This is a genomic window from Vibrio astriarenae, assembly GCF_010587385.1.
GTDB classification, from domain to species: Bacteria; Pseudomonadota; Gammaproteobacteria; order Enterobacterales; family Vibrionaceae; genus Vibrio; species Vibrio astriarenae.
The window spans coordinates 1293266-1315731 of the sequence record NZ_CP047476.1; the positions used below are offsets into that span (position 1 = coordinate 1293266).

Genomic DNA, 22466 nt, shown 5'->3' on the forward strand with positions numbered 1-22466 from the left:
GGTGTCCTTAATTATTTTAAACGGCCAATTTCTTCGGCGATGAGTGAGAGAATTTGGGCTAGAATTTCTTCTTTGTTTTCTGCTTTAAATACATTGTCTTTACCGACACATGTCTCCAAAGCAGGATGGTCACTTGGGTTGTAGGTAAACCCTATAACGGCGAGTTCCACTTGAGCTTGCTGTGTAGAACCATCTGCCGCTGTGTAAGTCGATAGATAGCTACGAATTTCATCACACATTTTATGACTATTGGTCAAATTAGTAGCAATCGTTTTAAAGCCTGTGTTCGGGGTATTTGAACCATTACCGATGCTTGAGTAACTGCCTGTGTCTTGACCATCCGATAGTAAAATTAGTAACTTACGAGAGTTTATTCCTCGCTTCAGCAGCCTTGTTCCACCTAAAAATCCCTGGAATGAAGCCGTATACCCTCTTCCCGAAGCATGGTCGGGTCTAAACGTATTGAGTTGGCTCTTAAAGCTCTCAAAGTCATTTGTCAAAGGTATATCGTAAAAGCGGGCTAGCTCGGTATTATCACGATTGCAGTACTCCGTACTTACGTCGACTCCACCCGCTTTCATTTGATCGAGCGTTTTTCCATATTGCAGATTCGTACCGGAATAGACCAAATTATCTACTCGACCTAAAACAATACGATCCTCGTCGTAAACATCAGCGGCTTTATTACCCGTATTGTCGGTTCCTGGGATCCGAAGCATTTTCGAGGTAGTTGGAGGAGAGTGACTATTCACTTGATGAGAGCCTTTTACCATAGTCGTATCACAGTGAAGAGTGGCATCAAATGGGTTTTCTATTTTGTCTGATCCAATAACAACACGATTGTAGTGATCATAGGGTGATATTCCGATGGTATTCACGCCAACTCCCGGGTCAAAAAGTTGGTTAAAGTGTGCGAGTTCATCTGCAACTGAATTGACCACATCAATCAAACCAAGGTATCGAACAGAGCCATTCCAATTGTTTCGCATAGACCCGGAAAAATCCGCTGCTAACACAACATCAATCGCATGACTTTGGTACTTCCTCGCTCTGCCTGCAGCTCCCACATTAAAGTTATCACCAAATCCAACTATCGCATCATTCCCTGGGAACCAAGTATCAAACTGAACACTTGCAGACACATCATATTGAAAAAACTTCATGTCTTCTCCAGGAACACACTCAGAAGCGGTGTCGCAGTCCCTTCTAGACACAGTAACGCTCTCTATCTCTTTCAAGTCAGTGGCGTAATACTCTATATAGTTCCTCGCAATGGTTTGATTAACACCGTCAGCACTATTATCCGTAGAGGCATGAGCGGTGACGGCCAAAGACGCAGCCTCCATAGCATCCCCCAATCGAGCCTTGCTTTGCATTATGCGTGCGCCATCAGATCCTAAAGTAAACAATCCAAAAAAAACTGGAATCATCATGGCAAACAAAATCGCCGCATGACCATTTTGCTTTTGTAACGAACACTGCATGTTATCTCCCTATAATCACTGAGCTCGAGGAGACTCGAGTAAAGTCGGTTCCAAGTAATGAGCCGATCCAATTGTTGGTGTCATAACACAAAGTCACGCGATAAATGGGTGTTCTACGCCCCCACGATGAAACGACAGACAAGTTGCCACCGTTATCCAACATCTCAAGATTTTGGCTTGGTGAGCACCCGCCACTTGCCTCGGTAAGAAAAGATTCCACAACATCAGTGCCGCTATAGGTCAATGCCTCAATAGTGTAATTAAATTGGTTTATGTCAAACGCACTGATACTGCGTTCTAAAGAGGAGGTTACGATATCAACCACCTCTTTAGCGTCATCGCTAAACGTGGGTACTGGCATACTAGGATCAAACACTCGCGTGTCATATAGCTGCGTTTTCTCTTTTAAGATACTGGCCGCAGAAAAAGAGAGTCGATCTAGCTTACCCTTGTATGAGAGTTTGATGATGACATCACCACTGAAGGCAAACAGCAAACTAAAAAAAACACCCACAATTGCGAATTCAACCGTGAAATTGCCGCGCTTAGTTGAAATAGAACTGATCACGTTCGTACTCCTGTATCACGATAGCTTCACGCAAAAACAGTTTCTTACTGTCCAAAAAATAATTAAACATCGGCGTGTATTCATAGTTAACACGGTAGATCGCAATTGCCTTATCATCAGGTGATTTAATGTTGTAACATGGGTCATCTGCATCAGCGGGTATCATCCAACCGCACATCGTGGCGTCATAGCTGTGTAACTCTGACACTGATGACACAAAATCCACATCCATTTTGAAGTTGTTTGAGCTAACAATTCCCGCCCACAAGGAGCCACTATCGTTGATCACTGAGCTAAATACGGTCGAATAGTCTTCATCTTCACGAACTTTCGTCGCTCGAGCCGCCTCGCTCACCGCCAAGTCACCCAATGCCGATACATAGGACATAAAGCTCGCTTCAACCCACGCCATACACATCCACCAAAACAGCATAAAACCCATGACAAACTCGATGGTTCCCATACCTTTGGTTTTACACAGGCTGAAACGGGCTAATTTTATCAACATCACAAAACCGCTTAGTAGGCCGTTAAGTCAGCATCACGAATCGCCTCATAGACGGCATTCGCTTGCTCTCTAGATAATGAACTATCCAACATACCGCGCACATAGTGCATTTCACCACGCTTTGCCATTGCAATAGCAAGGTTCGCTTCTAGCTGTTGGTCGCGCTTACCCTTCATATCGATGCTTGCCAGACGGCGAACAGCCGTTTCATAGTTACTCTCTAAAATATCCACGACCGCGAGATTATTTCTAACGGTGTTATCGTTGTAGTAGTGACGACGAGCTAAGTTAAAGTAGTCGCGAGCCACATCAAACTCATGCTCTTGCGCGTGGATAATACCCAACAAATTCTCTATTTCACCGTTACGTGGTGCCTCGGTGCGATAGGTCTCGATCAGTATCTTTTTCGCTTGCGCTGAATCTCCTAAGTCAAACAACGCAGAAGCGTGTATGACACGAGAGACAACCGTTGGATAAGCGTTCTCTAAGATAGGCTCAATAGTAAAGATGGCTGATTCCGGATCGCCCGACATTAAATAGGCACGTCCAAGCTTTTCACGCACATCATCCGTCTCATAACGCTGAAGCTGTTGTTTATAAAGAGGAATAAGACCTTTCCAGTTGCCTGACATTTTCATGATGTGTTCTTGTTTTGACGACAAGATATCGTCACCTTTAAACGCATCATACTTTCTTGCTGTGCCGCCACTCGAAGCACACCCTTGCAATACGACTACGGTTAGTAGCCCAATCATCCATTTTTTAAGCACCGGACATCATCCTCATTACACCAGGTGCGGCAATCAAGATAACGATTGGCACCATTATGAATAAAATTAGTGGAACCGACATTTTGGCTGCCAGCTTGCCGATTTTTTCTTCCAGGGTCAGCATATTCACTTCTCGAATATCCGCTGACAACGTGGTTAAAACGCTGTAGATCGAGGAGCCGTATTGAAGACTCTGTTTTAGAGTCATTACGAAACTTCTCATTTCCGAAGTAGGAATATGTAAATAGAGTTCATCAAGCGATCGGTCGAGCCCGACGATATGCGCTCTGTCATTGGCTTTGCCAACCAGCTTGGCCATTCTTGGGTCAAAACCTTTCATTTCCTGAGCCAGATAAGCAAACGATGACTCCAGTGTCATCCCTGTTTGCACACAGACGGCCAATAGGTCAATCAGATAAGGTAATTTCCCCGACACATCAGCACGATAAGCTTTAATCCGACTATCCAACAAAATGTCAGGCAAGATTAGAGCTGCGATAACCCAAACAGCCAACACTGCTGCCATTGATGTCAGGTCGTCACTACCTAAAGCGAAATAGATAAGCGCACTGCCTACAATCAAAGCCGCATACTTTGCTGGCATATATAAGTGGGTATACGTCGTGGAATAGAGCCCTGCCGCGCTGAACTTCTCGTTGATTTCGTCTTGATTACTCGCCAGCGACTTAGGAACGGCCGTTTCAAGCCACCCCATCAAACTAAATTTTGTCTCGTGAGTTTGTTGCCTCGCGTTGTCATCAAGAAAGCGACTAACTTGTTTGGCTTCCTGATCACTTCGCATACTCAATAGCAGCAACAAGACACCCCCAACAATAAGAAGTAGGGTAAAGAACTCAACATGTTCCATCACCTCACCCCCTTCATGAGTGACCAGACAATACTGATCCCAATAAACTCGCTGATCAGCACGTAGTAGAGGATGTAACGGCCGTCAGGATCAAACATCACATACTCATAATTCTCTGGAGAGAGGTACTGCAGCATAAACAAGAAAATAAAAGGGATAGATGCGACGATTTTTGCTGACATACGTGCTTCAGCAGTTAGCGAGAATTTCTTTTTCTCTACTGAGCGAGCATCAAACATCAAACGGTTTAATCGGGTAATGATGTCTTTTAACTGACCACCGCGCTGCATGTTGGCACGTAGTGTGATGACGAAGAAATGAAATTCTGAATAAGGGAAGCGTTTACACGCTTTGCGAAATACCGTATCGGGGGATTCGCCCATCTGCAGGCGCTCACCCATCAGTTTAAACTCAGACCCAACTTCTCCCTCAAGGGAACGGCCAACGAACATAATAGCATGCATCAGACTCTCACCCGCGCTGACTGCACTGGTCAACATGTTGAGTGCATCAGGGAACGCCTCTTCGAAGTGTTTTTTCTCTCGTTTTTGTAACCAAGCATATCCTGCATACAAGCCGACAATTTCTACGATTACCACCATGAGTGCAGGATGAATACGAGCAAAATTGTTATTCAAATAAATCGCGGCAAATACCAGTGCAATCATAAAGCCGAAGATTTTGATTGGCGCGCCTTTGCCCAATTGGCGACTGATATTACGACTAATACGATCCACTTTTTGACGAAACGTTTCATCTGATAACGCCTCTAGGTTGATGGCACTTGCGCCATGCACCATTGACTTCGTGGTCACCGTTTGATTATCTGACTCCAAATAGCGTTTATGAACCTGCTTATCTTCTTTTAATAGAAGCAGCAGAAACACACCACCCGCGATCAAACACAACCACGCCATCATGCTGCCGCCCCCGTGATGGTAAACGCTGAAGAGAGTTTATCTTCCAAACCATAAAAACGCGCTTTTTCAAACAGCACAGAACGCTTCATCAAACCAGACGTAATAAACTGACCGTTAACCTTATCACTCCCCGCTTGTGCAGGTAGCGGCTCGAAGCGGAAGATCTCCTCCAAAACAACATTCGAACCTTCAAGGCCAACGACCTCTGAGATACTCATGACCTTACGACTACCGTCATGCAGACGGCTGATCTGAATAATAATATCCACCGCGCTCACGATCGTTCTACGAATTGCATCTAACGGTAAGTTATTGGTTGCCATCATCACCATCGCTTCACAACGCGCTAGAGCATCACGAGGTGTATTCGCGTGCAATGTCGACATTGAGCCATCGTGACCGGTGTTCATTGCTTGAAGCATCTCAAAGGCTTCACCACCACGACACTCACCAACAATGATTCTGTCTGGGCGCATACGCAGTGAGTTGATAACGAGATCGCGCTGATGGATTGCACCGTTACCCTCGATACCGGATGTCCTCGTCTCAAGGCGAACAACGTGGGGTTGCTGTAGTTTCAGCTCCGCGGCATCCTCGATGGTCACGATTCGCTCTTTTTCAGAAATATACTGAGAGAGCGCATTGAGCATGGTTGTCTTACCCGAACCCGTACCACCTGAAATAAGGATATTCAGGCGACAACGCGAGGCAATCATTAGTACTTTAGCCATTTCCGGGCTCATTGCTCCGTAGCCAACCAGTTCTTCTAGCCCAATACTTTGCTTTTTAAACTTACGGATAGAGACAGAAGTGCCATCAATCGCAATAGGTGGGATAACAATGTTAACACGACTACCATCAGCCAAACGTGCATCACAGGTAGGCGCTGAGTCATCAACACGTCGACCGACTCGCGCGGCTATACGTTTCGCGATTTGCTGCAGCTGAGTCTCATCAATGAAAGTCACTGAAGACTTTTCTACCAAGCCATTACGCTCAATAAAGACGTTATCGTGACCGTTGATCATGATGTCACTGATTGACTCATCATCCATTAGAGGCTGCAGAGGCCCAAGGCCAACAATTTCGTCAACTAAACTTTTGACATACTCTCGGCGAACAACCGTCGCCACTGAGTGCTGCTCACGATCGATGAGCACATCAATGGCTTCCGACAACTGTTCGGTCAATTGCTCGCGACTAAGCGTATTAACAACATCGGCCTCTAAAGCTGCATAGATCTTTTCGCGCAATGAGACAAAAATGGCTTTGGTTTGATCGACCATACTACCTACCTAAATAAGCTACCGAGCGAGAACGCTGATTGCTTGTCTGTTTCACCCAAGATTTCTGATGTCAATTTACGAATCGATTTAGCAGATTTGAGACGCGAGTTGTACAAACGTTTACCATTGAGCACGTTTTTAACCAGCGTTTGCTCAAACGGCACTTCAACAGCAATCTCTTGTCCTAGATAGTGTTGAACGTCACGCTTAGTCATAACTGTCGCACTGGCTGGCAAGTTGTGGTTGAGAACAATGATGCGACGCAGATTACCCGGTTCTTTGTTTAGCAGATCAAGGATTTTTTTCGCTTCACGAACACAAGACACCATCGGGGCGACGACTATGACCACGGCATCGCAGTTACCTGCAATATACTGAATGTCTTGACGACTTTGACCCGAACCCGATAGGTCTTCGACAATAAAGTTGTTGTATTCGGCTAACAGATCACTTAGAGAACGCGAGTACTCTTTTAGCTCATGTTCATGGTGTTGATCAGACTCGACAGAAAGGAATGACAGCATGTCATTAACCTTGCGAGTCATGCTCACGGCATAAGTAACGTCTAGGTCTGAGGCAGAACTTACCGACGATACACCTTTTTTATTGAAGTTATCGAGGTTCAAGAAGATGTCTAGGTTTCCACCGAGGTAGTTATGATCCACCAGCACACACTTTGATTTACGTTTTTCTGATAGCTCATAAGATACTTCTGTCGCCAGCATTGATGTGCCAACGCCGCCTTTACTTCCCCAAAAAGCAACCTTTTTTGCCTGGCGCTTCTTACCCAGACCATGCTCACGTAAGCGGTTATCGTGTACGTTTTTTAAGAACTCAATGAGTTCTTGTTTTGTCACTGGCCAAAACAGATAGTAAAAGCCCATCGACTTTAAGTTACGAATGGTTGAGATCGCATCTTCTTTGCCAACCACTACCACTGATGCCTCGTTAGGCAACAAGTGACTAATTCGTTCCATGTCTTTGGTGACATCTTGTGATTCATTCAGCTCAACAATGGCAATTTCAACCGAAGACTCGCGTACATAACGACGCATGTCTTCATCACGATTTTTAACAAAAGTCGGCTGTTCAATCCCTTCGAATCGGAACGCTTCTTCAATTAAGGTGTGGCATTCATCGGTTTGCGTGAACACAACGCAAGGCATCTTGAAATTTGCTTTAGCCTTATTAGCATCGATGTTGTTGAAGGACTCTAGGATGTCGAACATTGGCTCTTTAGTTCCCATTACTCCCCCTTGGCCTTAATAAGCACATTTTCTGGATGAACCATCGACTGCCAGCGGGCGCTTTCTAGCGCGCAACCTAAGTTTTGCGAGCCATATTGATCCACTTGATCGTACTCACACACTGGCGTCACTACGCGATAGCTGTGAACTTCAACACTGACATCATATTCACGGCTGATACCGCTTGCATTCACCAGCGCAACATCAGCAGCACCTGCCCGTTTAAGCTCTTGCTGCCAGCGATCAGCCACACTTTTTCCTTGTTTGGAGTAGTATTTTAGCTCCACAGATTTCAGTAACATCTCTTGTTTGTGAGTACGGTAAAACTGGTTCCATTCACGCTCAACACTCAGTTCTGTGGATTTCTCCAAAGATAAATCAAGGGCATAGGTAACTGGATAAAGATCTACGGCAATACCCTTATTATCAGCGACTTGGTGAGAACACCCCGAGATAAGAAAACTGGATAAAAGGGCGGTTGTTAACACTGTTCTCATTTTTTAAACCCTCCTGATGACAAAATCTCTTGCGCCCATTGCTGAGTCGCTGTGGAGTATTGACTATCAAGCACAAAGAAGCGCTGTAGGTTGGTGGTCTTACGGATGGTTGGCAGTTGAATCTGAGAGCTATGAATCGGCTTCACCAGGTTAACCGTAGCAACGATAATCAGTTCAGTCTTACTACGTGAGGTCTCCGTGTGACGGAACATGGAGCCTAAGACAGGGACATCACCTGCGTAAGGGACTTTACGCAAAGATTCCATGTCTTCTGAACTCAATAGACCACCCAAAACAAAGCTTTGACCATCACCCAGTTCCACTGTTGTTTGAGCGCGGCGTGTTTTTAGCGCCGGAAGACTATATTGACCATTAGTATATTGTGAATCGAGAGAACTCACCTCTGGGGCTAACGAAAGCATAATCTTGTCATCACGCAACACTTTTGCAACAAGATCAAGGCGCACACCAAACTCTTTGTATTCGATGTTCGTTCCACCATCAACCACCGTCACGACAGGGATTTCACCACCAACAAGGAAAGAGGCACTTTCACCGGAAATAACCGACATATTCGGCTCGGCTAATACTTGCCCGACAGAGTCATCACCCATGGCGGTTATTACTGCCAAAATATTGTCGGCACTAAAATCTAAAATAGGGTTCACGAACATACCTGCACCTAGTGCGGCATCTCCGTATTGAATACCAAAATTTTCCAGGAAAGAATGTGATACTTCAGCAATAGAAAGCTTAACGTTAACCTGCTTAGTAACAGCAACTTCAATACGGTTGATCACGCCAGAAAATTCCTTTCTAACCATAAAGTCAATATCTCGGTCATGATCTGAATTCCCATCAGCACTTATCCAGACTGTTTTTCGCTCCTTTGCCTCTCTAGCAAGTAACTCACCAACGAGGCTATGTATTCCATCTTTTTCAGCCTCAGTAGCTACTGTCCCTGATAATACAATTTGATCCCCAAGGTTATACATTGCAACATCTGATTGAGGATAATGTAGTTTTACCGTTTGTAGAATATGGTCATAACTCTTATTCGTTATAACTTTTCTACTTAATATAGTCTTGTTGTTTTCATCGAAGACCAAAAGTGAAGTTGAACCTGTCGCCTTACCAAAAACAATGACTCGATTCTTATCCATTACCTGATAATCCGCTATTGCAGGGTTTGCAATAAAGACTGAACCGATATCCTGAGAGGTAAATAAGCTTTTTGCCTCTCCTTCCATGATATTAAGCAAACGTTGTGCAGAGGCAGGTATCGTCAATACGATAGATAAAACCCCAACACAAAATGCCGTAAACCAACGACTCATAGTGTCATCCTTATTTCACTGTTACTTTATTGGCGCGGAATTCTTTTATAGCTTTGAAATTTGGTAAGACATCACCGGCATTTGAGCTAAGATCATTCAAAGAGTAATTACCTATCGACTTATGGACTTCTATTTGTGCGATCTTTTTAGCTATTGTCAATTGTGCGACTTGTTTTCGAGTAAGCTCTAAAATCAGGTGATTATTGATACTCTGGGTGGTGTTACTTGACCCACTATTGGAAGATTGTTCTTTCTTTACTTGTAGAACTTTAATCCCTGTTAGGATTGGTTCGATAGATATTTGAGTGTTGCTATAACCTTCAGAAGGTTGAGTAATTGCCAACACATCTATTTTCGTACCATAGTCGATCAACCCACCAACGACTGTTTCTGGATTTACCTTGATAGCATAAGGAACATGGTTAGAAGAAATTATTGCATCAATGTAGCCCGGCTGTTCTGGAGACAAAATCGCATCCTGTAATAGAATGCTATCGGCTTTGTTAGCAGTGCGATAAACAGAACCAGCAGGAGTTGCGATACTTAAATCGCCAAAAATTCCAAGCTTTTCGGCTTCATCACTAGACAGTCGGCGCAGCTCAAAGTCTCTTCTTGAGACGTAATCACCCGATTTAACATCATTAATAAAAAAGTAAACATGATAAAATATCGGCTTGTCTTCAACTATGTGTTGTATTTTTGAAAGATGTTCTTTTTTGGTAGGGTTTAGTACACCATAAAGACCAACAGATATCGCTAAGAAAGCAAAAATCATTAACAATTTCGTACGCATCATAAATCCTTATAGTGATGCTGCAGATCCAACTAAAAAGCCCGAAACAATTGCAACGCCATAGGGCAACCCGTGAGTTTCCAGCCAGTCTTTTTTACTAAATCCATAAAGAAAACAGAGCAAAGCTACGCAACCGCCTAAAATTCCCATCAAGCATATTGTCGATAGCATGTATTCAGTATTTACTCCTGGGAGAAATGCAAGAATTAACTTAAGATCTCCACCTGCTATTATATTGGCAGCATACAAAAAGGAGAAAAACACACCAGATGCAATGTAATATGAAATCTCACTAGAGGAATCAAATAAAGACCATGAAATCAGGAAAACCAATAGAACTAATTTGTTGGAAATATAGCGCCATTTAATATCCATCATACATATGGAAACACCCAAAAAGGCCAGTATTAACCAGCCTTGAAATGGTTCTAAACTCAATACTATGCGCCACTTACCGGTGTTTCAGCAGAAGTTATATTGGTTGATATTTGGTCCACCGCACCTGTAAGTGCTTCGCTAATTCCACCATCATTGAACATCGCCAAAACAATCGCAGAAATAGCAACACCAATAATCGCATATTCAATCGCAGTAACACCACGCTCGTCATTCTTTAGGTCTTGTAGCGCAACTTGTGCCTTAACAAACATCTTCGTAAGCATTTTTAGCTCCATCTAAAATAAAAAATTTCAATTTTGGGAAAAGTATTTTTAAAACTTTGGTCGTATGGCGACCTCAGCGAAATATGCTACTGACAAAAGTTTGACGATGCAAAAATATTACTTTGTTTTTTTTAAAAGAAAAATAACAACAAAAAAACAACTGGTGATAGTTAAATCATTTAATGTTGCTAATTTGTTTGATCGCAATCACTTACTGTAGAGTTATTACTCCACTAGTTTTGTAAGGTTATCAATAGTGAGGAGTGAATTAGTGCGTGCAATCAAAGAAATGGAATTCCACAAGAAAACACAAAGATGCTACAGAGATCACAAAAAGGGGGCGTACATCACGCCCCCGAATGGAAAATAGCAAAAAGTTATTTTTCGTAAATAAATGTAAAATGCATTTATCGACGCTTTGACTGAATACCTAAGCGCGCTTTAAGCGCTTTCTTTTGAGCAGACTTACTCAACCTCTTGTTTGGTCGCTCTGGATTGACCTCGGATTGAGGTTGAGGCTCATAACCCGCCAGCCATTCTTGCGGTAAGCGAGTGTCTAGCAGTCTCTCAATAGCATCCACAAGGCGTTGCTCGTCATGACTCATCAAAGACACTGCGAGTCCTTTTTGCCCAGCACGCCCCGTGCGACCAATTCGGTGTACGTAGTCTTCTGCCTTAAACGGCATATCAAAGTTGACAACTTGCTCTAATTGCGGGATATCAAGGCCTCTCGCTGCGACATCAGTAGCAATCAGCGCACGCACCTTGCCTACTTTAAAGTCGTCTAACGCACGTTGGCGCGCCCCTTGGCTTTTGTCACCATTGATCGATACTGCCTCAATACCATCTAATTTGAGCTCTTTGGCCAACGCATCACTGCCTTGTTTCGTTTTGGTAAACACCAAAACCTGCTGCCAATTTCTTGACCCAATTAAGAAAGAGAGCAACTCATGTTTACGCGATTTATCCACGGGATAAACGATCTGCTCCACTAAATCAGTAGTGGTATTCGCTGGGGACACTTCAACTTCAATCGGTGCATCAAGCAGACGGTAAGCAAAATTCTTAATACCTTTGTGGAAAGTGGCAGAAAACAGTAGTGTTTGACGAGGCTGATCACCTAACGTGCGCAGGACTCTTTGAATATCTGGTTTAAAGCCCATGTCGAGCATTCGGTCAGCTTCATCGAGAACAAAGTGACTGATCGATTTTAGATTCAAATTTTTGCAGTAGAGATGGTCTAAAAGACGACCTGGTGTCGCGACAACAATGTCGCATCCTTTACGCAGTTTATTCGTCTGGACATTAATACTCGTGCCACCATACAGCGAAACTGTGACAAGCGATGTGGTTTGGGAAAGCGCTTGAATGCTCTCGAGCACTTGCTGTGCGAGCTCTCGAGTTGGCACCAATACCAACGCTCTTGGCTGTCTAGCCTCTTCAAGAACGCCTTGACACTCAAGTAGCTTGTTAAGAATGGGCAAAGCAAACGCTGCTGTTTTACCTGTTCCCGTCTGAGCGGCTGCTAAAACATCTTTACCAGCTAAAACCTCCGGAATCGCTTGCTGTTGAACCTCGGTTGGTACCGTGAAGTTCAATGACTCCAACTGTTTAACCAAAATGGGATTTAAGCCTAGCTCGGTAAATTTCATCTCAACACATCTCAAAAAGCACAAAGGGCGCGAATTGTAGCAAAACCGAGCCCTTTCTCCCAAATATTAAACGTCAACCCCGTTACAGGACTTAGCTAACACGGAAACGCCACCACTCGTTTTTTTGATGTTTCTTCCATAACCTTGCAGACTGAGTTGATTTTGCAATTTAATCTTAGAAGATGAGTGCAAATTTGGCGGGTAGCAACGATGCCATTCAATGACTTTGTGATGCGGCTTGTATTGTTGACGAATTAATCCAAGTTAAGATTGATTAACAGCCCCTCGTTTTCAGAAACATCTTCTACACTTATATCAAGCCAAGAAAAACAGTCAGTTAAGAGGACATAGGTTAATGAACGTAAAAATGATATTGATGGGAATTGGTCTAAGTGCGCTCGTCAGTGGTTGTGCTGATGTCCAAGAGAAATACGATGTTGGTGAATACACCGCTGTGTCCAATCCTGCTTCTGTTTACTGTGTTGAACAAGAGGGCGAGTTGGTTATGGTTACAGAGGCAGGCAAGCGCGTAACGTATTGCAAACTCTCTGATGATGAGATGGTGGAGCAGTGGGAATATTTCCGCGAAAACCATAAAGAAGAAAAAGAGATGTAACGACGATTGATCGATTACATACAAAGGGGCCTGACGGCCCCTTTGTATTTTATGGTTGCCCATCAATCCACATTTGCAGTGATTCAACCGCATCTTGGCGAGCTTTATAGAGCGTTGCACTGCTCGCGCGATATTCAGCTGATGCTAAAGGGGACTTTTCAATAGCAAGACATAGCTGAACCAATCGTGTTAAACCTAAACTCGCCGCCGACCCTTTGAGTCTGTGCGCTAGGCTAGCTGTCTCTCTATCCTTTCCATCCGCTAAAGCGTCCATCTCATGCAGGGTCTCTTGACTAGTGGAAGCAAATAGCTCGATCAGTTGCTGCACCTTTGCTCTGCCTAATACCTCATAGTCTTTGGCTAGGGTCTCGATATCCAATTTGCTACTCGTATCTGCTACCGCTGTCGATTCAGGCTCAGAGATTGCGGGTTTCGAGGTGACAAACACTTCCTCCCCCATTACAGATGCTATTGCGTTATGCAGTTTCCGTTTCTCTATCGGCTTGCCAACAAACCCATCAAAACCAGCAGCTAGGTATTCAGTCACTTCCTCTTCAAAGACATGTGCTGATACCGCCAGAATCGGCATTGTTTTGAGTTTTTGCTCTTTTGCCCACTGAAGCAACTCAACACCAGTACCATCAGGTAGGTTGATATCAAATAGGGCTAGGTCAAACCGTGACGACGCCAGAAGCGCTCGCGCTTGATGGCTATCTTTTGCCATTTGATAGCTATGACCAAGTTTGACCAAAAAGCCTTGAGCCACCAGCTGGTTGACTGGGTTATCTTCAACCAACAATATGTGATAACTCTCTGATTCCGAACTGGTACTTGGGTAGCTTTGACACTGCTGCAACGCTTGTTGAGAAGCCTTAGGCAAAGACAAGGCAAAAGCGAACTGTGCTCCTTGTCCCTCTTCAGAAGCCAGTTCAATTTGGCTTCCCATCGCTTGAACGAGTTTTTGACATATCGCTAAGCCGAGGCCTGTTCCACCTATCTTGGACTGCCCTGACTTAGACTGGCTAAACGGATCAAAAAGGTGCGCTTGTTCATCAGCTCTGATCCCTACTCCAGAGTCTGAAACCTCGAAGCGAAGGGACGTTTCGTCTTCTACATCCAAGCTGATATACAAGTCAATATACCCATGCTCAGTAAACTTAACGGCATTGCTAATCAAGTTGCTGAGCACTTGGTGTAGGCGTACTGAATCTCCTTGCCAATAACGCCCTACATCAGATTCAATCTGCGCACTAAGCTGTAGACCTTTATGCTCAGCCTGCGCTTGAAACAACCCAATGACATCCTCGACAAGCTGCTTCAAATCAAAAGCGCGAGATTGCAGAGAGAAGTGTCCCGCCTCTATTTTGGAGTAATCCAATACGTCGTTGAGTACTGTCAGCAAACTGCTACCACTTCGGTTAATCACCTCTACATACTGCGCTTGCTGGGGTGATAACTCTCCCTCGCGTAGCAACTGAGTTGTCCCCAATACACCATTCAAAGGCGTGCGTATTTCATGACTCATGGTTGCGAGGAAAGCAGATTTCGCTTTGTTGGCCGATTCGGCCTCTTGACGTGCTCGGGCGTGATTCACGACCTCACTGTTCAAGCGCTCATTACTCTGTTGCAACTGATGAGTTCGCTCAAACACTAAGTCTTCTAGCTGCGATTTGTGCTGCTCTAATGCACCTCGCGCCGCCGCTTCTTTCTCTACCAAAACAGACAAAGCTTTAGACGTGTCGCGCGCTTTGTTGATCGCCTTACCCATTTGTGATAGCTCATCACTCCCCGAAGTTGGGACATCATCGGGGTATTGTCCATCTGATATGGCAGCTAGAGAGCTGGAGTAACGGTCAAGACGTTGAATTACCGACACATAGACCAGCTTCCAGATAATAAAGCCGACAATGATTAGGCCCAAAATACCGAGAACGGCCAGAGTCAAACGTGCTTGCTCTAGAGTCTGCTTTAAATCGACAACAGAATCTGTGGTCACTTGATTCGACTCATCCACCAGCTGGCTGACCGTCTGGTTCAGAGCGGCAAATTGTTCAAGCGCGTTAGACAAGAATGTCTGCGATTGTGCGCTGTTTGACTCTCTTTGAGCGATCAGTTCGAATACGATCTGTTTCGCTTGCAAGTCATCAATAATACTCACCATTTGTTGATGTCTCGTCGGATCTTCAACGGCAGAAACACGTCGCTGCATTATCGTGAGATTATCATTATATGAGTGACGAATATCTGCAATCCGCTGAGCATCAGTGGCTGAACGCAGTTCTTCTATTTGATTGAGTATTTGAAAGGCGAGCAGGTGCAGCTCATGTAATCGGTCGCTAAGATCTAGATCGACTTCAACTAGGTTATCCAGTGCGTTGTACACCTCTTCTTGGTCACTCGAGTTCACCAAACCGTATATTTGCGTCACATTGGCAACAGCAACCGTACTGGTATTCAATACTTGGGTTCTCGTTAGCCCCTCTAGCTCTCGGCCCACTTCTCTCATCAACAGTAGACGCTGATGAATGTCTTCAGACAGTAATAGTCGTTTTTCAACTGCTATTCCCAAATTAGCCAGTGTATCAATGATGCTCTCGACATTAACCTCAAGCTGATTAAGAAGTTCGGTATCAAAAGAGTCCGCTCCCAGCGCACGGATATGGTTTAGAAGAGATTCCAACTTGGTAAAGAGCTGCTGCCCAGCTTGTTGACGCTCCAGTTCAGTTTGTGCGTTGGCCAATAACTGGACTGAAGAAACCATTCTTGCACTTAGCTCGGCAACTTGTCGCGCTTCAATCATTGAAGGAATCGCTTTCGTCACGACATTGCGCTCTGTTTTTGACACTAAACTAAAACCAACAACCCCGATCGAAGCAGAAGCGAGTACGAGCAGTGCCATCGCAGCAAACGCCATCAACAGCCGACCACCGATGCTGTGGGTATTGAACATGCTCATATCAATCGTTTACCTAATGGTCGAAAAATCAACAAAATAGCCTCTATAAAACCCTATTTCACAGTAACCTTATCCCTCTAAAGGATAATCCTTATCGGTTTCGCCTCGAATCACTATCATTAAGAGAAGGAATTGGTATGCTTTTACTATGGTTATTCACTGTTGATTAATGTAACACGTTTATGCTGACAAGTTTGCTCTCATCCAACCTGACAACAAAACTAGGGTTACTCGTCTCCATTTTAGGAGTGAGTGCTAATGTCTGGGGGCAGTCGACAAAACTGTGCGCGGTATATCCGCACCTCAAGGACTCCTATTGGTTATCGGTCAATTACGGCATGGTGGATGAAGCTCGGAAACAACAAGTTACCTTGCGCGTGTTCGAATCTGGCAGTTATGACAATATCGAAAAACAACAAGAACAACTTATCGCCTGCCGCGAGTGGGGGGCAGATGCGATATTACTCGGTTCCGTATCTCCTACCGCTTACCAACATGATCTGCAGCAACTAACGTACGATATTCCCGTGTTTGCCGTCGTCAACTACCTAGAATTAGATAGTGACAACCAACCAATACTCAAATCGACCATCGGGGTTGATTGGCATGGCATGGGCTTTCTCTCCGGCCAGTTTTTAGCGCAGCAGGCAGAAAAGCAGCCTCAGCCAATCAAAGTTGCTCTGCTGCCTGGGCCCAAATCGAGTGGTGGTACCAAGCCTGTACTTCAGGGCTTTTATGACGCGATACAGCACCAAGATGTTGAGATTATTGCCACTTACTGGGGGGATAATGACAAAGAACTCCAGCGTAACCTGATCCAGAAACTGCTAGAGAAGTACGACGAGATCGACTACATCTACGGTAGTGCCGTTGCTATTGAAGCCGCCATTAGCGAGCTTCGAGGCAAGCAATATAGCGACATAGGATTAATCGCTACCTATTTAAGTCATGGGGTCTATCGAGGACTAGTTAGAAACAAGGTTGAATTTGCTCCAACCGATCACATGGTGCGGCAAGGTCGAGCTTCTATACGCCAAGCGATTTCGTATCTGAATGATGGCAGTATTGATCACTCAATTCCTATCAGTATTCAGGGGCTTACACCTCATAAACTGAGTAGTTTTCAGCAGGAGGAGTCTCTTTCTCCATCAGAGTATCGACCGACTTTTTTCTCAACTCCTTGATCTTCGTACGTGGATAACGAAATATAGCTAATGAAAATGTCACTCGCTTTGCGCATAATCGAAAATAGATAGAAATCATTTAGGATACATTGCTACATGGAAAAAACGACTCGCACCATGCCTGCTCACAAACACATCGCACTTGTGGCACATGACAACTACAAACCGGAACTATTACGTTGGGTACAAGAGCAAAAAGAGAAGCTGCAAGGGCACTTTCTTTATGCGACCGGCACAACAGGCCACATGCTAAGTAAAGAAACAGGACTGGCGATCAAGAGCTTTATCAGCGGTCCAATGGGAGGTGACCAACAGCTCGGTGCATTGATTTCAGAAGGCAAAATTGACATGCTAATCTTCTTCTGGGACCCACTTAATGCCGTACCTCATGACCCTGATGTGAAAGCGCTACTGCGTATTGCGAGTGTATGGAACATTCCAGTAGCCACCAACCGCGCATCAGCAAACTTCATGGTGTCCTCAAACCTGCTCAAATCTGAAGTCGTTATCGAGATCCCAGATTACGAGAAGTACTTAGCCGATCGTACCTAACACGCGCAACTGATAAAGATACGACAATGAGCCGAGCCTTATGCTCGGCTTTCTATTACCTCAACCTCGTAATCGTCTTCGATAAGTTCTTTCACAAACACAGATGGTGAGGTTTTATACATTACCCACACTTTCTCTTTTGCTCGAGTCAACGCAACGTAGAACAATCGACGCTCTTCTGCATGCGCAAAATCATCATCGCTTTGCACAACAGCACTGTCTAAATGAAGTGTTTTGACTTTCGCGGGTAGCTGCCCCTCATCCACATTAACCACAAACACATAATCGGCTTCTTTGCCTTTACTGGCATGACAAGTCATGTAACGAATGTCCAGATGAGCAAACGACTTTTGCCACGTAGATAAGTGCTCTGGTTGATGGTAGTGATTGCGTCCCAGAATCAACACAGACTTTTTCTTGTTCGTATGGCGATTAAGTTCATCCAAAGCGTGCTCAATTCGACTCTGAGGAGCGACAAACACACTCGCCTGTTTGGTTTCTTTGGCGCTGTTTAAGGTTTTCTTCAGTTGGATTGGGTTGGCCTGAATAAAACGATTCGCCACTTCGCCGATTTTCTGGTTAAAACGGTAGGTGGTATCAAGATGATGTATCGTTGAATGGGTAAAACGCTCAGCGAAACCCGTCGTCAAGTTAACGTCTGAGCCAGTAAACTGATAGATGGATTGCCAATCGTCACCAACGGCAAACAGACGGACTGCATCGACATGTTTGGAATGACATAGCGCTTCGATCAATGCCAAGCGCTGGGGTGAAATGTCTTGATATTCATCCACCATAATATGACGCCATTGCGATTTAAATCGCCCTCTGCTGACATACTGCGTGGCGCGGCTTATCATCACATTAAAGTCAATCTCGCCCGTCTCCTTAAGGGTTTGTTTCCAAGCTTGATAACACGGCCAAACCAAGGCTAATTCACTGTTTAAGCGAGAGTATTCTGGGTGTGACACCAGCAGCTCTTGAATATCTTTCTTATTTTTTGCCATCGCGCCTAACTGAGAAAGTTGCGTATCCAACCAAGCAATCAACTTCGGGTTTTCAACATTACTCCCAAGCTCGTCATCACCCGCTAGGTAGGCAATTGGCCAGTTAGATAGGTGTTTCTGCCAGCGTTTGAAGTTGGCTGGTGTCATCCAGTGTTTCTTTAGCCAGTCGATACACCACGCTTGGCGTAGCTTGTCGTCAGTCGCTAGTGGGCTGAGTTTGGGCATTTCGCCATCGACTTCGCGTAAAATACGCATCCCCAGTTGATGAAAGGTGTTCACTGTCACTGCGTCCGCCGCTAAACCCACTTTGTCTGCCAACCTAGATGACATCTCATCCACCGCATCTCGACCAAAGGCGAGCAATAAAATATCTTCTGCATTGGCAAGATGGCTTTGCAGCAAATAAGCAACGCGCGCAGTCAAAACACTCGTCTTACCAGAGCCTGCCCCAGCCAGAACTAAATTGTGATTATCGTTAAGCAGTACCGCATGCTGCTGAGTTTCATTCAGTGGTGAGGATTCAATTTGTTTAAAGAGCACTTCCCAATTTGGGCGCTCTTTGGCGATCCACGCGTCATTACGTTCGATCACTTGTTGATGTGCTTCTAGTAACCATGAAGAGAGATGTTCAATGCGCTGGGCTTTGTGGTGTTCAGCTTCTTCCAGAGACATATTCATCTCAGTCAAGTCGCTAACCACCTGCTCACTCCATTTTTTTACCAGTGAATGCGGAAGAAATTCAGGCAGATGTTTAAGTCGATGCAACTCTGCTTCCCACTGGGGAAGACAGATATTCAATTGCTCGCACTGTTTATTGTGCCACTCTTGATAACACAGCACCGCCTGTTGAGCGAACTTACGACAGCGCTCCCAAGGTAGCCCTTGCACACACCACGCCGTCTGCTGCTCATCTTCTGGGTGAGCATAGAACACCAGTGAACCCCAGACAAAGCCTCGCTTTACCTCGACATTTCCATTCCAAACATGAAAAGGGATACGCTCTTCGAGCAGGGGGGATGAAATCACCAACTCTGTGCCGTCGATCGCGACATGTTGGTATTCATTCTGAGCAAAGAAACGAGCGGTGGAACTAGCACTTAACTGCATGACAATGAAAATACTGACTGAATGGTACAAATAATAGTCCGAGTATATAACGGACTAATTACACAAACAAAACATCAACGTCAGAGCTGTGTGATTCCTCCACTTTAATTAAGGTCTACTGTTCAAGTTCAAAGGCTTAATGACTCGTTGATTCAGTCACTAACACCTTGAGCTGGCAAGGAGAGTCGGTACAATACTCTCAATTTGATGCATAAATATGGATAACTTGTGCCGTTAACAATCCGCTCTCTGTCACAACAATTTCAACTCTACTGGGCAAATAAAACGTTTAACTACAGTATTCTAATACTGATTACCTTGCTTGGTGTGGTGATCCCTTGTTGGTATTTCAATCTAAAAACACTGATTATTCCCCTTATTCTTGGCGTGATTGCAGCGGCGTTGTCAGAAAGTGATGACAGTTTTACTGGCAGGCTTAAAGCCATTCTCCTAACCCTATTTTGTTTTGCTATCGCATCTCTGTCCGTCGAGCTTTTATTTCCCTACCCTCTGTTTTTTGTGTTGGGGCTAGCACTCTCAAGCTTTGGCTTTATTATGCTGGGCGCCATAGGCCCGAGGTACGCGAGCATCGCCTTTGGTTCAATACTCATTGCTATCTACACGATGCTAGGTGCACAAGAGAGTCCGAACCTTTGGTTTCAACCTACTTGGCTGCTGTGTGGCGCAGCCTGGTATTTCGTCATGTCGATGCTTTGGCAAGGAATGGCACCGTCACAGCCGATTCAGCAAAGTGCCGCCAATGTTTTCTTTCGCTTGGCTGATTACCTTGATGCAAAGAGCCAGTTATTTCACCCTCTTTCTAATCTTACACCGCAGCCACACCGCCTTGCTGAAGCCAAATATAATTCAGCCACCGTCGATGCGTTGAACCAATGTAAAAACACTCTGTTATCGCGCTCAAAGCGCGGGCATATACACAGTAGTCATCGCCGTTTCTTAACCATCTACTTTCTCGCTCAAGATATTCATGAGCGTGTCAGCTCGAGCCATTATCGATATCAAGAGCTCGCACAAGATTTTCAACGCTCTGATGTGATGTTTCGTTTTAAGTACCTACTTGAAACTCAAGCTAAAGCTTGCCGCGAATTAGCACAGTCTATTCAGTTAAATGAAGAGTACCAGCACTCGGGTGATTCAATTGTCGCGCTTGATGAGCTACAAAGTTCTATTCAATATTTGCGTGATACCGATATCCGCAACGTCACTGGCGACTCTTCTCGTATTTCGTTGGCTCAACTCGGCTATCTATTTAACAATCTAACGATGGTTGAGAAACTATTTAGCTCGATTAATCAGAACGATAGCGTGGCTCAAGAAGATGATCAACTTGACGATACTGACCCGCATACATTGAAAGCAATGTGGCTACGCATCAAAGCAAACTTTAATAAAGATTCTATCCTGTTTCGCCACGCTATCCGCCTTTCACTCGCTCTGAGCCTAGGCTACGGTATCATTCAATCGTTAGGCTTGGAGCGTGGATACTGGATCTTGCTGACCACCTTGTTTGTCTGCCAGCCCAATTACAGCGCAACTCGCCAAAAGCTCACTTCACGAGTTATAGGCACGATTGCGGGCCTACTCGTAGGTGTACCGTTACTCACCGTATTCCCTTCACAAGAGAGTCAGCTCGTGTTTATCGTGTTGAGCGGGTTACTCTTCTTTGCCTTCAGAATCAACAATTACAGTTATGCCACCGGATTCATCACACTACTGGTGCTGTTCTGTTTCAACCAACTTGGTGAAGGCTATGCCGTAGTTTTACCGCGTCTGGCGGATACACTCATAGGCTGTGCGTTGGCCGTCGGCGCAGTCAGTCTCATCTTGCCAGACTGGCAATCGAAGCGTCTGCACCGAGTGATGGCTGATGCCCTAAAAAGCAACAACAGCTATCTTGCGCAAGTCATTGGTCAGTATCGTATCGGGAAGAAAGATAGCCTCAACTACCGTATTGCTCGTCGACAAGCCCATAACCACGATGCGGCGCTTAACGCTGCAATTAACGCGATGCTGGTTGAACCAGGACGTTATAGAGGGGCCGTTGAGGAGAGTTTTCGTTTTCTCACATTAAACCATGCGCTACTGAGCTATATCTCAGCGATGGGAGCCCATCGCAGCAGAATAGATGACGAGTCAACCCATCAACTGATCTTGGAAGCACACCGCTTTATCCATCAGCAGCTAGAGAGCCTGTACTTGAAGCTAAGTGGCAGTAATACGGATACTCACGAGCAGCCATCTTACGATAGCGCGATTGAAAAGCGACTTTCTGAGTGGCGAGAAGAAGATGAGAACTCGGTGAAAATGATACTGCAGCAACTGCATTTGATTTATCGCATGATGCCTGAGATGCAGTCTTTAGCCAGCAAGTTTTCAGCCAGGCTTGAGCCCATTAATAAAACAGATCAGCCATTGAACTAACCGTTACACA

The 22466-nt window shown here is 44.8% G+C and carries 20 protein-coding genes; 4 read left to right on the forward strand and 16 right to left on the reverse strand.

Annotation, left to right across the window (positions count from 1 at the left end):
• Window positions 1–11: 11 nt before the first annotated feature.
• The 14 genes from GT360_RS20115 to GT360_RS20180 all read right to left on the reverse strand — a co-directional run bounded on the left by GT360_RS20115 (window position 12) and on the right by GT360_RS20180 (window position 12592).
• The gene (locus GT360_RS20115; RefSeq protein WP_164650725.1) at window positions 12–1484 is read right to left on the reverse strand and encodes a TadE/TadG family type IV pilus assembly protein; all 1473 of its coding nucleotides are present in this window, start codon (window positions 1482–1484) and stop codon (window positions 12–14) included.
• A 1-nt stretch (window position 1485) separates the two neighbouring features.
• Window positions 1486–2052 carry a tight adherence pilus pseudopilin TadF gene (gene tadF / locus GT360_RS20120; protein WP_239502654.1) on the reverse strand — a complete coding sequence of 189 codons (567 nt, stop codon included), beginning with the start codon at window positions 2050–2052 and terminating at the stop codon, window positions 1486–1488.
• Window positions 2030–2560, reverse strand: coding sequence for a TadE/TadG family type IV pilus assembly protein (locus GT360_RS20125; RefSeq protein WP_164650726.1), 531 nt, complete (start codon window positions 2558–2560; stop codon window positions 2030–2032). Before GT360_RS20125 ends, tadF begins: the two co-directional genes overlap by 23 nt.
• An 11-nt stretch (window positions 2561–2571) precedes the next feature.
• A complete protein-coding gene (locus tag GT360_RS20130) occupies window positions 2572–3330 on the reverse strand; it encodes a hypothetical protein (RefSeq protein WP_164650727.1) in 759 nt (252 codons plus the stop codon).
• Window positions 3323–4198, reverse strand: a complete 876-nt coding sequence (locus GT360_RS20135) for a type II secretion system F family protein (RefSeq protein WP_164650728.1) — start codon at window positions 4196–4198, stop codon at window positions 3323–3325. Before GT360_RS20135 ends, GT360_RS20130 begins: the two co-directional genes overlap by 8 nt.
• Entirely contained in the window at window positions 4198–5118 is a 921-nt protein-coding gene (locus tag GT360_RS20140) for a type II secretion system F family protein (protein ID WP_204274584.1), read from the reverse strand. The genes GT360_RS20135 and GT360_RS20140 overlap by 1 nt, the downstream gene beginning before the upstream one ends.
• Window positions 5115–6404 carry a TadA family conjugal transfer-associated ATPase gene (locus GT360_RS20145; protein ID WP_164650729.1) on the reverse strand — a complete coding sequence of 430 codons (1290 nt, stop codon included), beginning with the start codon at window positions 6402–6404 and terminating at the stop codon, window positions 5115–5117. Before GT360_RS20145 ends, GT360_RS20140 begins: the two co-directional genes overlap by 4 nt.
• A 5-nt stretch (window positions 6405–6409) precedes the next feature.
• On the reverse strand, window positions 6410–7651 hold the full coding sequence (locus tag GT360_RS20150) for a CpaE/TadZ family protein (RefSeq protein WP_239502655.1): 1242 nt from the start codon (window positions 7649–7651) through the stop codon (window positions 6410–6412).
• Entirely contained in the window at window positions 7651–8148 is a 498-nt protein-coding gene (locus tag GT360_RS20155; RefSeq protein WP_164650730.1) for a hypothetical protein, read from the reverse strand. Before GT360_RS20155 ends, GT360_RS20150 begins: the two co-directional genes overlap by 1 nt.
• Window positions 8145–9485: a type II and III secretion system protein family protein gene (locus GT360_RS20160; protein WP_164650731.1), complete on the reverse strand. Its 1341-nt coding sequence runs from the start codon at window positions 9483–9485 to the stop codon at window positions 8145–8147. Before GT360_RS20160 ends, GT360_RS20155 begins: the two co-directional genes overlap by 4 nt.
• Before the next feature lie 10 nt (window positions 9486–9495).
• Window positions 9496–10281 (reverse strand): Flp pilus assembly protein CpaB, encoded by a 786-nt coding sequence (gene cpaB / locus GT360_RS20165; RefSeq protein WP_164650732.1) that lies wholly within the window; start codon window positions 10279–10281, stop codon window positions 9496–9498.
• A gap of 6 nt (window positions 10282–10287) precedes the next feature.
• Window positions 10288–10656, reverse strand: coding sequence for an A24 family peptidase (locus tag GT360_RS20170; RefSeq protein ID WP_164650733.1), 369 nt, complete (start codon window positions 10654–10656; stop codon window positions 10288–10290).
• Window positions 10657–10718: 62 nt separating this feature from the next.
• Window positions 10719–10940 (reverse strand): Flp family type IVb pilin, encoded by a 222-nt coding sequence (locus tag GT360_RS20175; RefSeq protein WP_164650734.1) that lies wholly within the window; start codon window positions 10938–10940, stop codon window positions 10719–10721.
• A gap of 407 nt (window positions 10941–11347) precedes the next feature.
• Window positions 11348–12592 carry a DEAD/DEAH box helicase gene (locus GT360_RS20180; RefSeq protein WP_164650735.1) on the reverse strand — a complete coding sequence of 415 codons (1245 nt, stop codon included), beginning with the start codon at window positions 12590–12592 and terminating at the stop codon, window positions 11348–11350.
• Between the two features lie 355 nt (window positions 12593–12947).
• Between GT360_RS20180 and GT360_RS20185 the strand changes: the two genes are divergently transcribed.
• Window positions 12948–13208 carry a putative hemolysin gene (locus GT360_RS20185; protein ID WP_164650736.1) on the forward strand — a complete coding sequence of 87 codons (261 nt, stop codon included), beginning with the start codon at window positions 12948–12950 and terminating at the stop codon, window positions 13206–13208.
• Between the two features lie 49 nt (window positions 13209–13257).
• Here the strand turns inward: GT360_RS20185 and torS are convergent, their stop codons facing one another.
• Entirely contained in the window at window positions 13258–16164 is a 2907-nt protein-coding gene (gene torS, locus GT360_RS20190; RefSeq protein WP_239502656.1) for a TMAO reductase system sensor histidine kinase/response regulator TorS, read from the reverse strand.
• Window positions 16165–16346: 182 nt separating this feature from the next.
• Here torS and torT point away from each other — a divergent pair, with 182 nt between their 5' ends.
• Both torT and GT360_RS20200 read left to right on the forward strand, forming a co-directional pair.
• Entirely contained in the window at window positions 16347–17348 is a 1002-nt protein-coding gene (gene torT / locus GT360_RS20195) for a TMAO reductase system periplasmic protein TorT (RefSeq protein WP_164650737.1), read from the forward strand.
• Between the two features lie 96 nt (window positions 17349–17444).
• Window positions 17445–17900, forward strand: a complete 456-nt coding sequence (locus GT360_RS20200) for a methylglyoxal synthase (protein ID WP_164650738.1) — start codon at window positions 17445–17447, stop codon at window positions 17898–17900.
• Window positions 17901–17938: 38 nt separating this feature from the next.
• Here the strand turns inward: GT360_RS20200 and helD are convergent, their stop codons facing one another.
• Window positions 17939–20014: a DNA helicase IV gene (gene helD / locus GT360_RS20205; RefSeq protein WP_164651181.1), complete on the reverse strand. Its 2076-nt coding sequence runs from the start codon at window positions 20012–20014 to the stop codon at window positions 17939–17941.
• A gap of 228 nt (window positions 20015–20242) precedes the next feature.
• Between helD and yccS the strand changes: the two genes are divergently transcribed.
• Window positions 20243–22456: a YccS family putative transporter gene (yccS, locus tag GT360_RS20210; protein WP_239502657.1), complete on the forward strand. Its 2214-nt coding sequence runs from the start codon at window positions 20243–20245 to the stop codon at window positions 22454–22456.
• Window positions 22457–22466 lie beyond the last annotated feature (10 nt).

What these genes read in the sequence shown, in the direction of transcription:
- GT360_RS20115 (WP_164650725.1), bottom strand. Translation starts at nt 1,484, where the DNA reads ATGCAGTGTTCGTTACAAAAGCAAAATGGTCATGCGGCGATTTTGTTT.
- GT360_RS20125 (WP_164650726.1), bottom strand. Translation starts at nt 2,560, where the DNA reads ATGTTGATAAAATTAGCCCGTTTCAGCCTGTGTAAAACCAAAGGTATG.
- GT360_RS20135 (WP_164650728.1), bottom strand. Translation starts at nt 4,198, where the DNA reads ATGGAACATGTTGAGTTCTTTACCCTACTTCTTATTGTTGGGGGTGTC.
- GT360_RS20140 (WP_204274584.1), bottom strand. Translation starts at nt 5,118, where the DNA reads ATGATGGCGTGGTTGTGTTTGATCGCGGGTGGTGTGTTTCTGCTGCTT.
- GT360_RS20145 (WP_164650729.1), bottom strand. Translation starts at nt 6,404, where the DNA reads ATGGTCGATCAAACCAAAGCCATTTTTGTCTCATTGCGCGAAAAGATC.
- GT360_RS20150 (WP_239502655.1), bottom strand. Translation starts at nt 7,651, where the DNA reads ATGGGAACTAAAGAGCCAATGTTCGACATCCTAGAGTCCTTCAACAAC.
- GT360_RS20155 (WP_164650730.1), bottom strand. Translation starts at nt 8,148, where the DNA reads ATGAGAACAGTGTTAACAACCGCCCTTTTATCCAGTTTTCTTATCTCG.
- GT360_RS20160 (WP_164650731.1), bottom strand. Translation starts at nt 9,485, where the DNA reads ATGAGTCGTTGGTTTACGGCATTTTGTGTTGGGGTTTTATCTATCGTA.
- cpaB (WP_164650732.1), bottom strand. Translation starts at nt 10,281, where the DNA reads ATGATGCGTACGAAATTGTTAATGATTTTTGCTTTCTTAGCGATATCT.
- GT360_RS20170 (WP_164650733.1), bottom strand. Translation starts at nt 10,656, where the DNA reads ATGATGGATATTAAATGGCGCTATATTTCCAACAAATTAGTTCTATTG.
- GT360_RS20175 (WP_164650734.1), bottom strand. Translation starts at nt 10,940, where the DNA reads ATGCTTACGAAGATGTTTGTTAAGGCACAAGTTGCGCTACAAGACCTA.
- GT360_RS20180 (WP_164650735.1), bottom strand. Translation starts at nt 12,592, where the DNA reads ATGAAATTTACCGAGCTAGGCTTAAATCCCATTTTGGTTAAACAGTTG.
- GT360_RS20185 (WP_164650736.1), top strand. Translation starts at nt 12,948, where the DNA reads ATGAACGTAAAAATGATATTGATGGGAATTGGTCTAAGTGCGCTCGTC.
- torS (WP_239502656.1), bottom strand. Translation starts at nt 16,164, where the DNA reads ATGAGCATGTTCAATACCCACAGCATCGGTGGTCGGCTGTTGATGGCG.
- torT (WP_164650737.1), top strand. Translation starts at nt 16,347, where the DNA reads ATGCTGACAAGTTTGCTCTCATCCAACCTGACAACAAAACTAGGGTTA.
- GT360_RS20200 (WP_164650738.1), top strand. Translation starts at nt 17,445, where the DNA reads ATGGAAAAAACGACTCGCACCATGCCTGCTCACAAACACATCGCACTT.
- helD (WP_164651181.1), bottom strand. Translation starts at nt 20,014, where the DNA reads ATGCAGTTAAGTGCTAGTTCCACCGCTCGTTTCTTTGCTCAGAATGAA.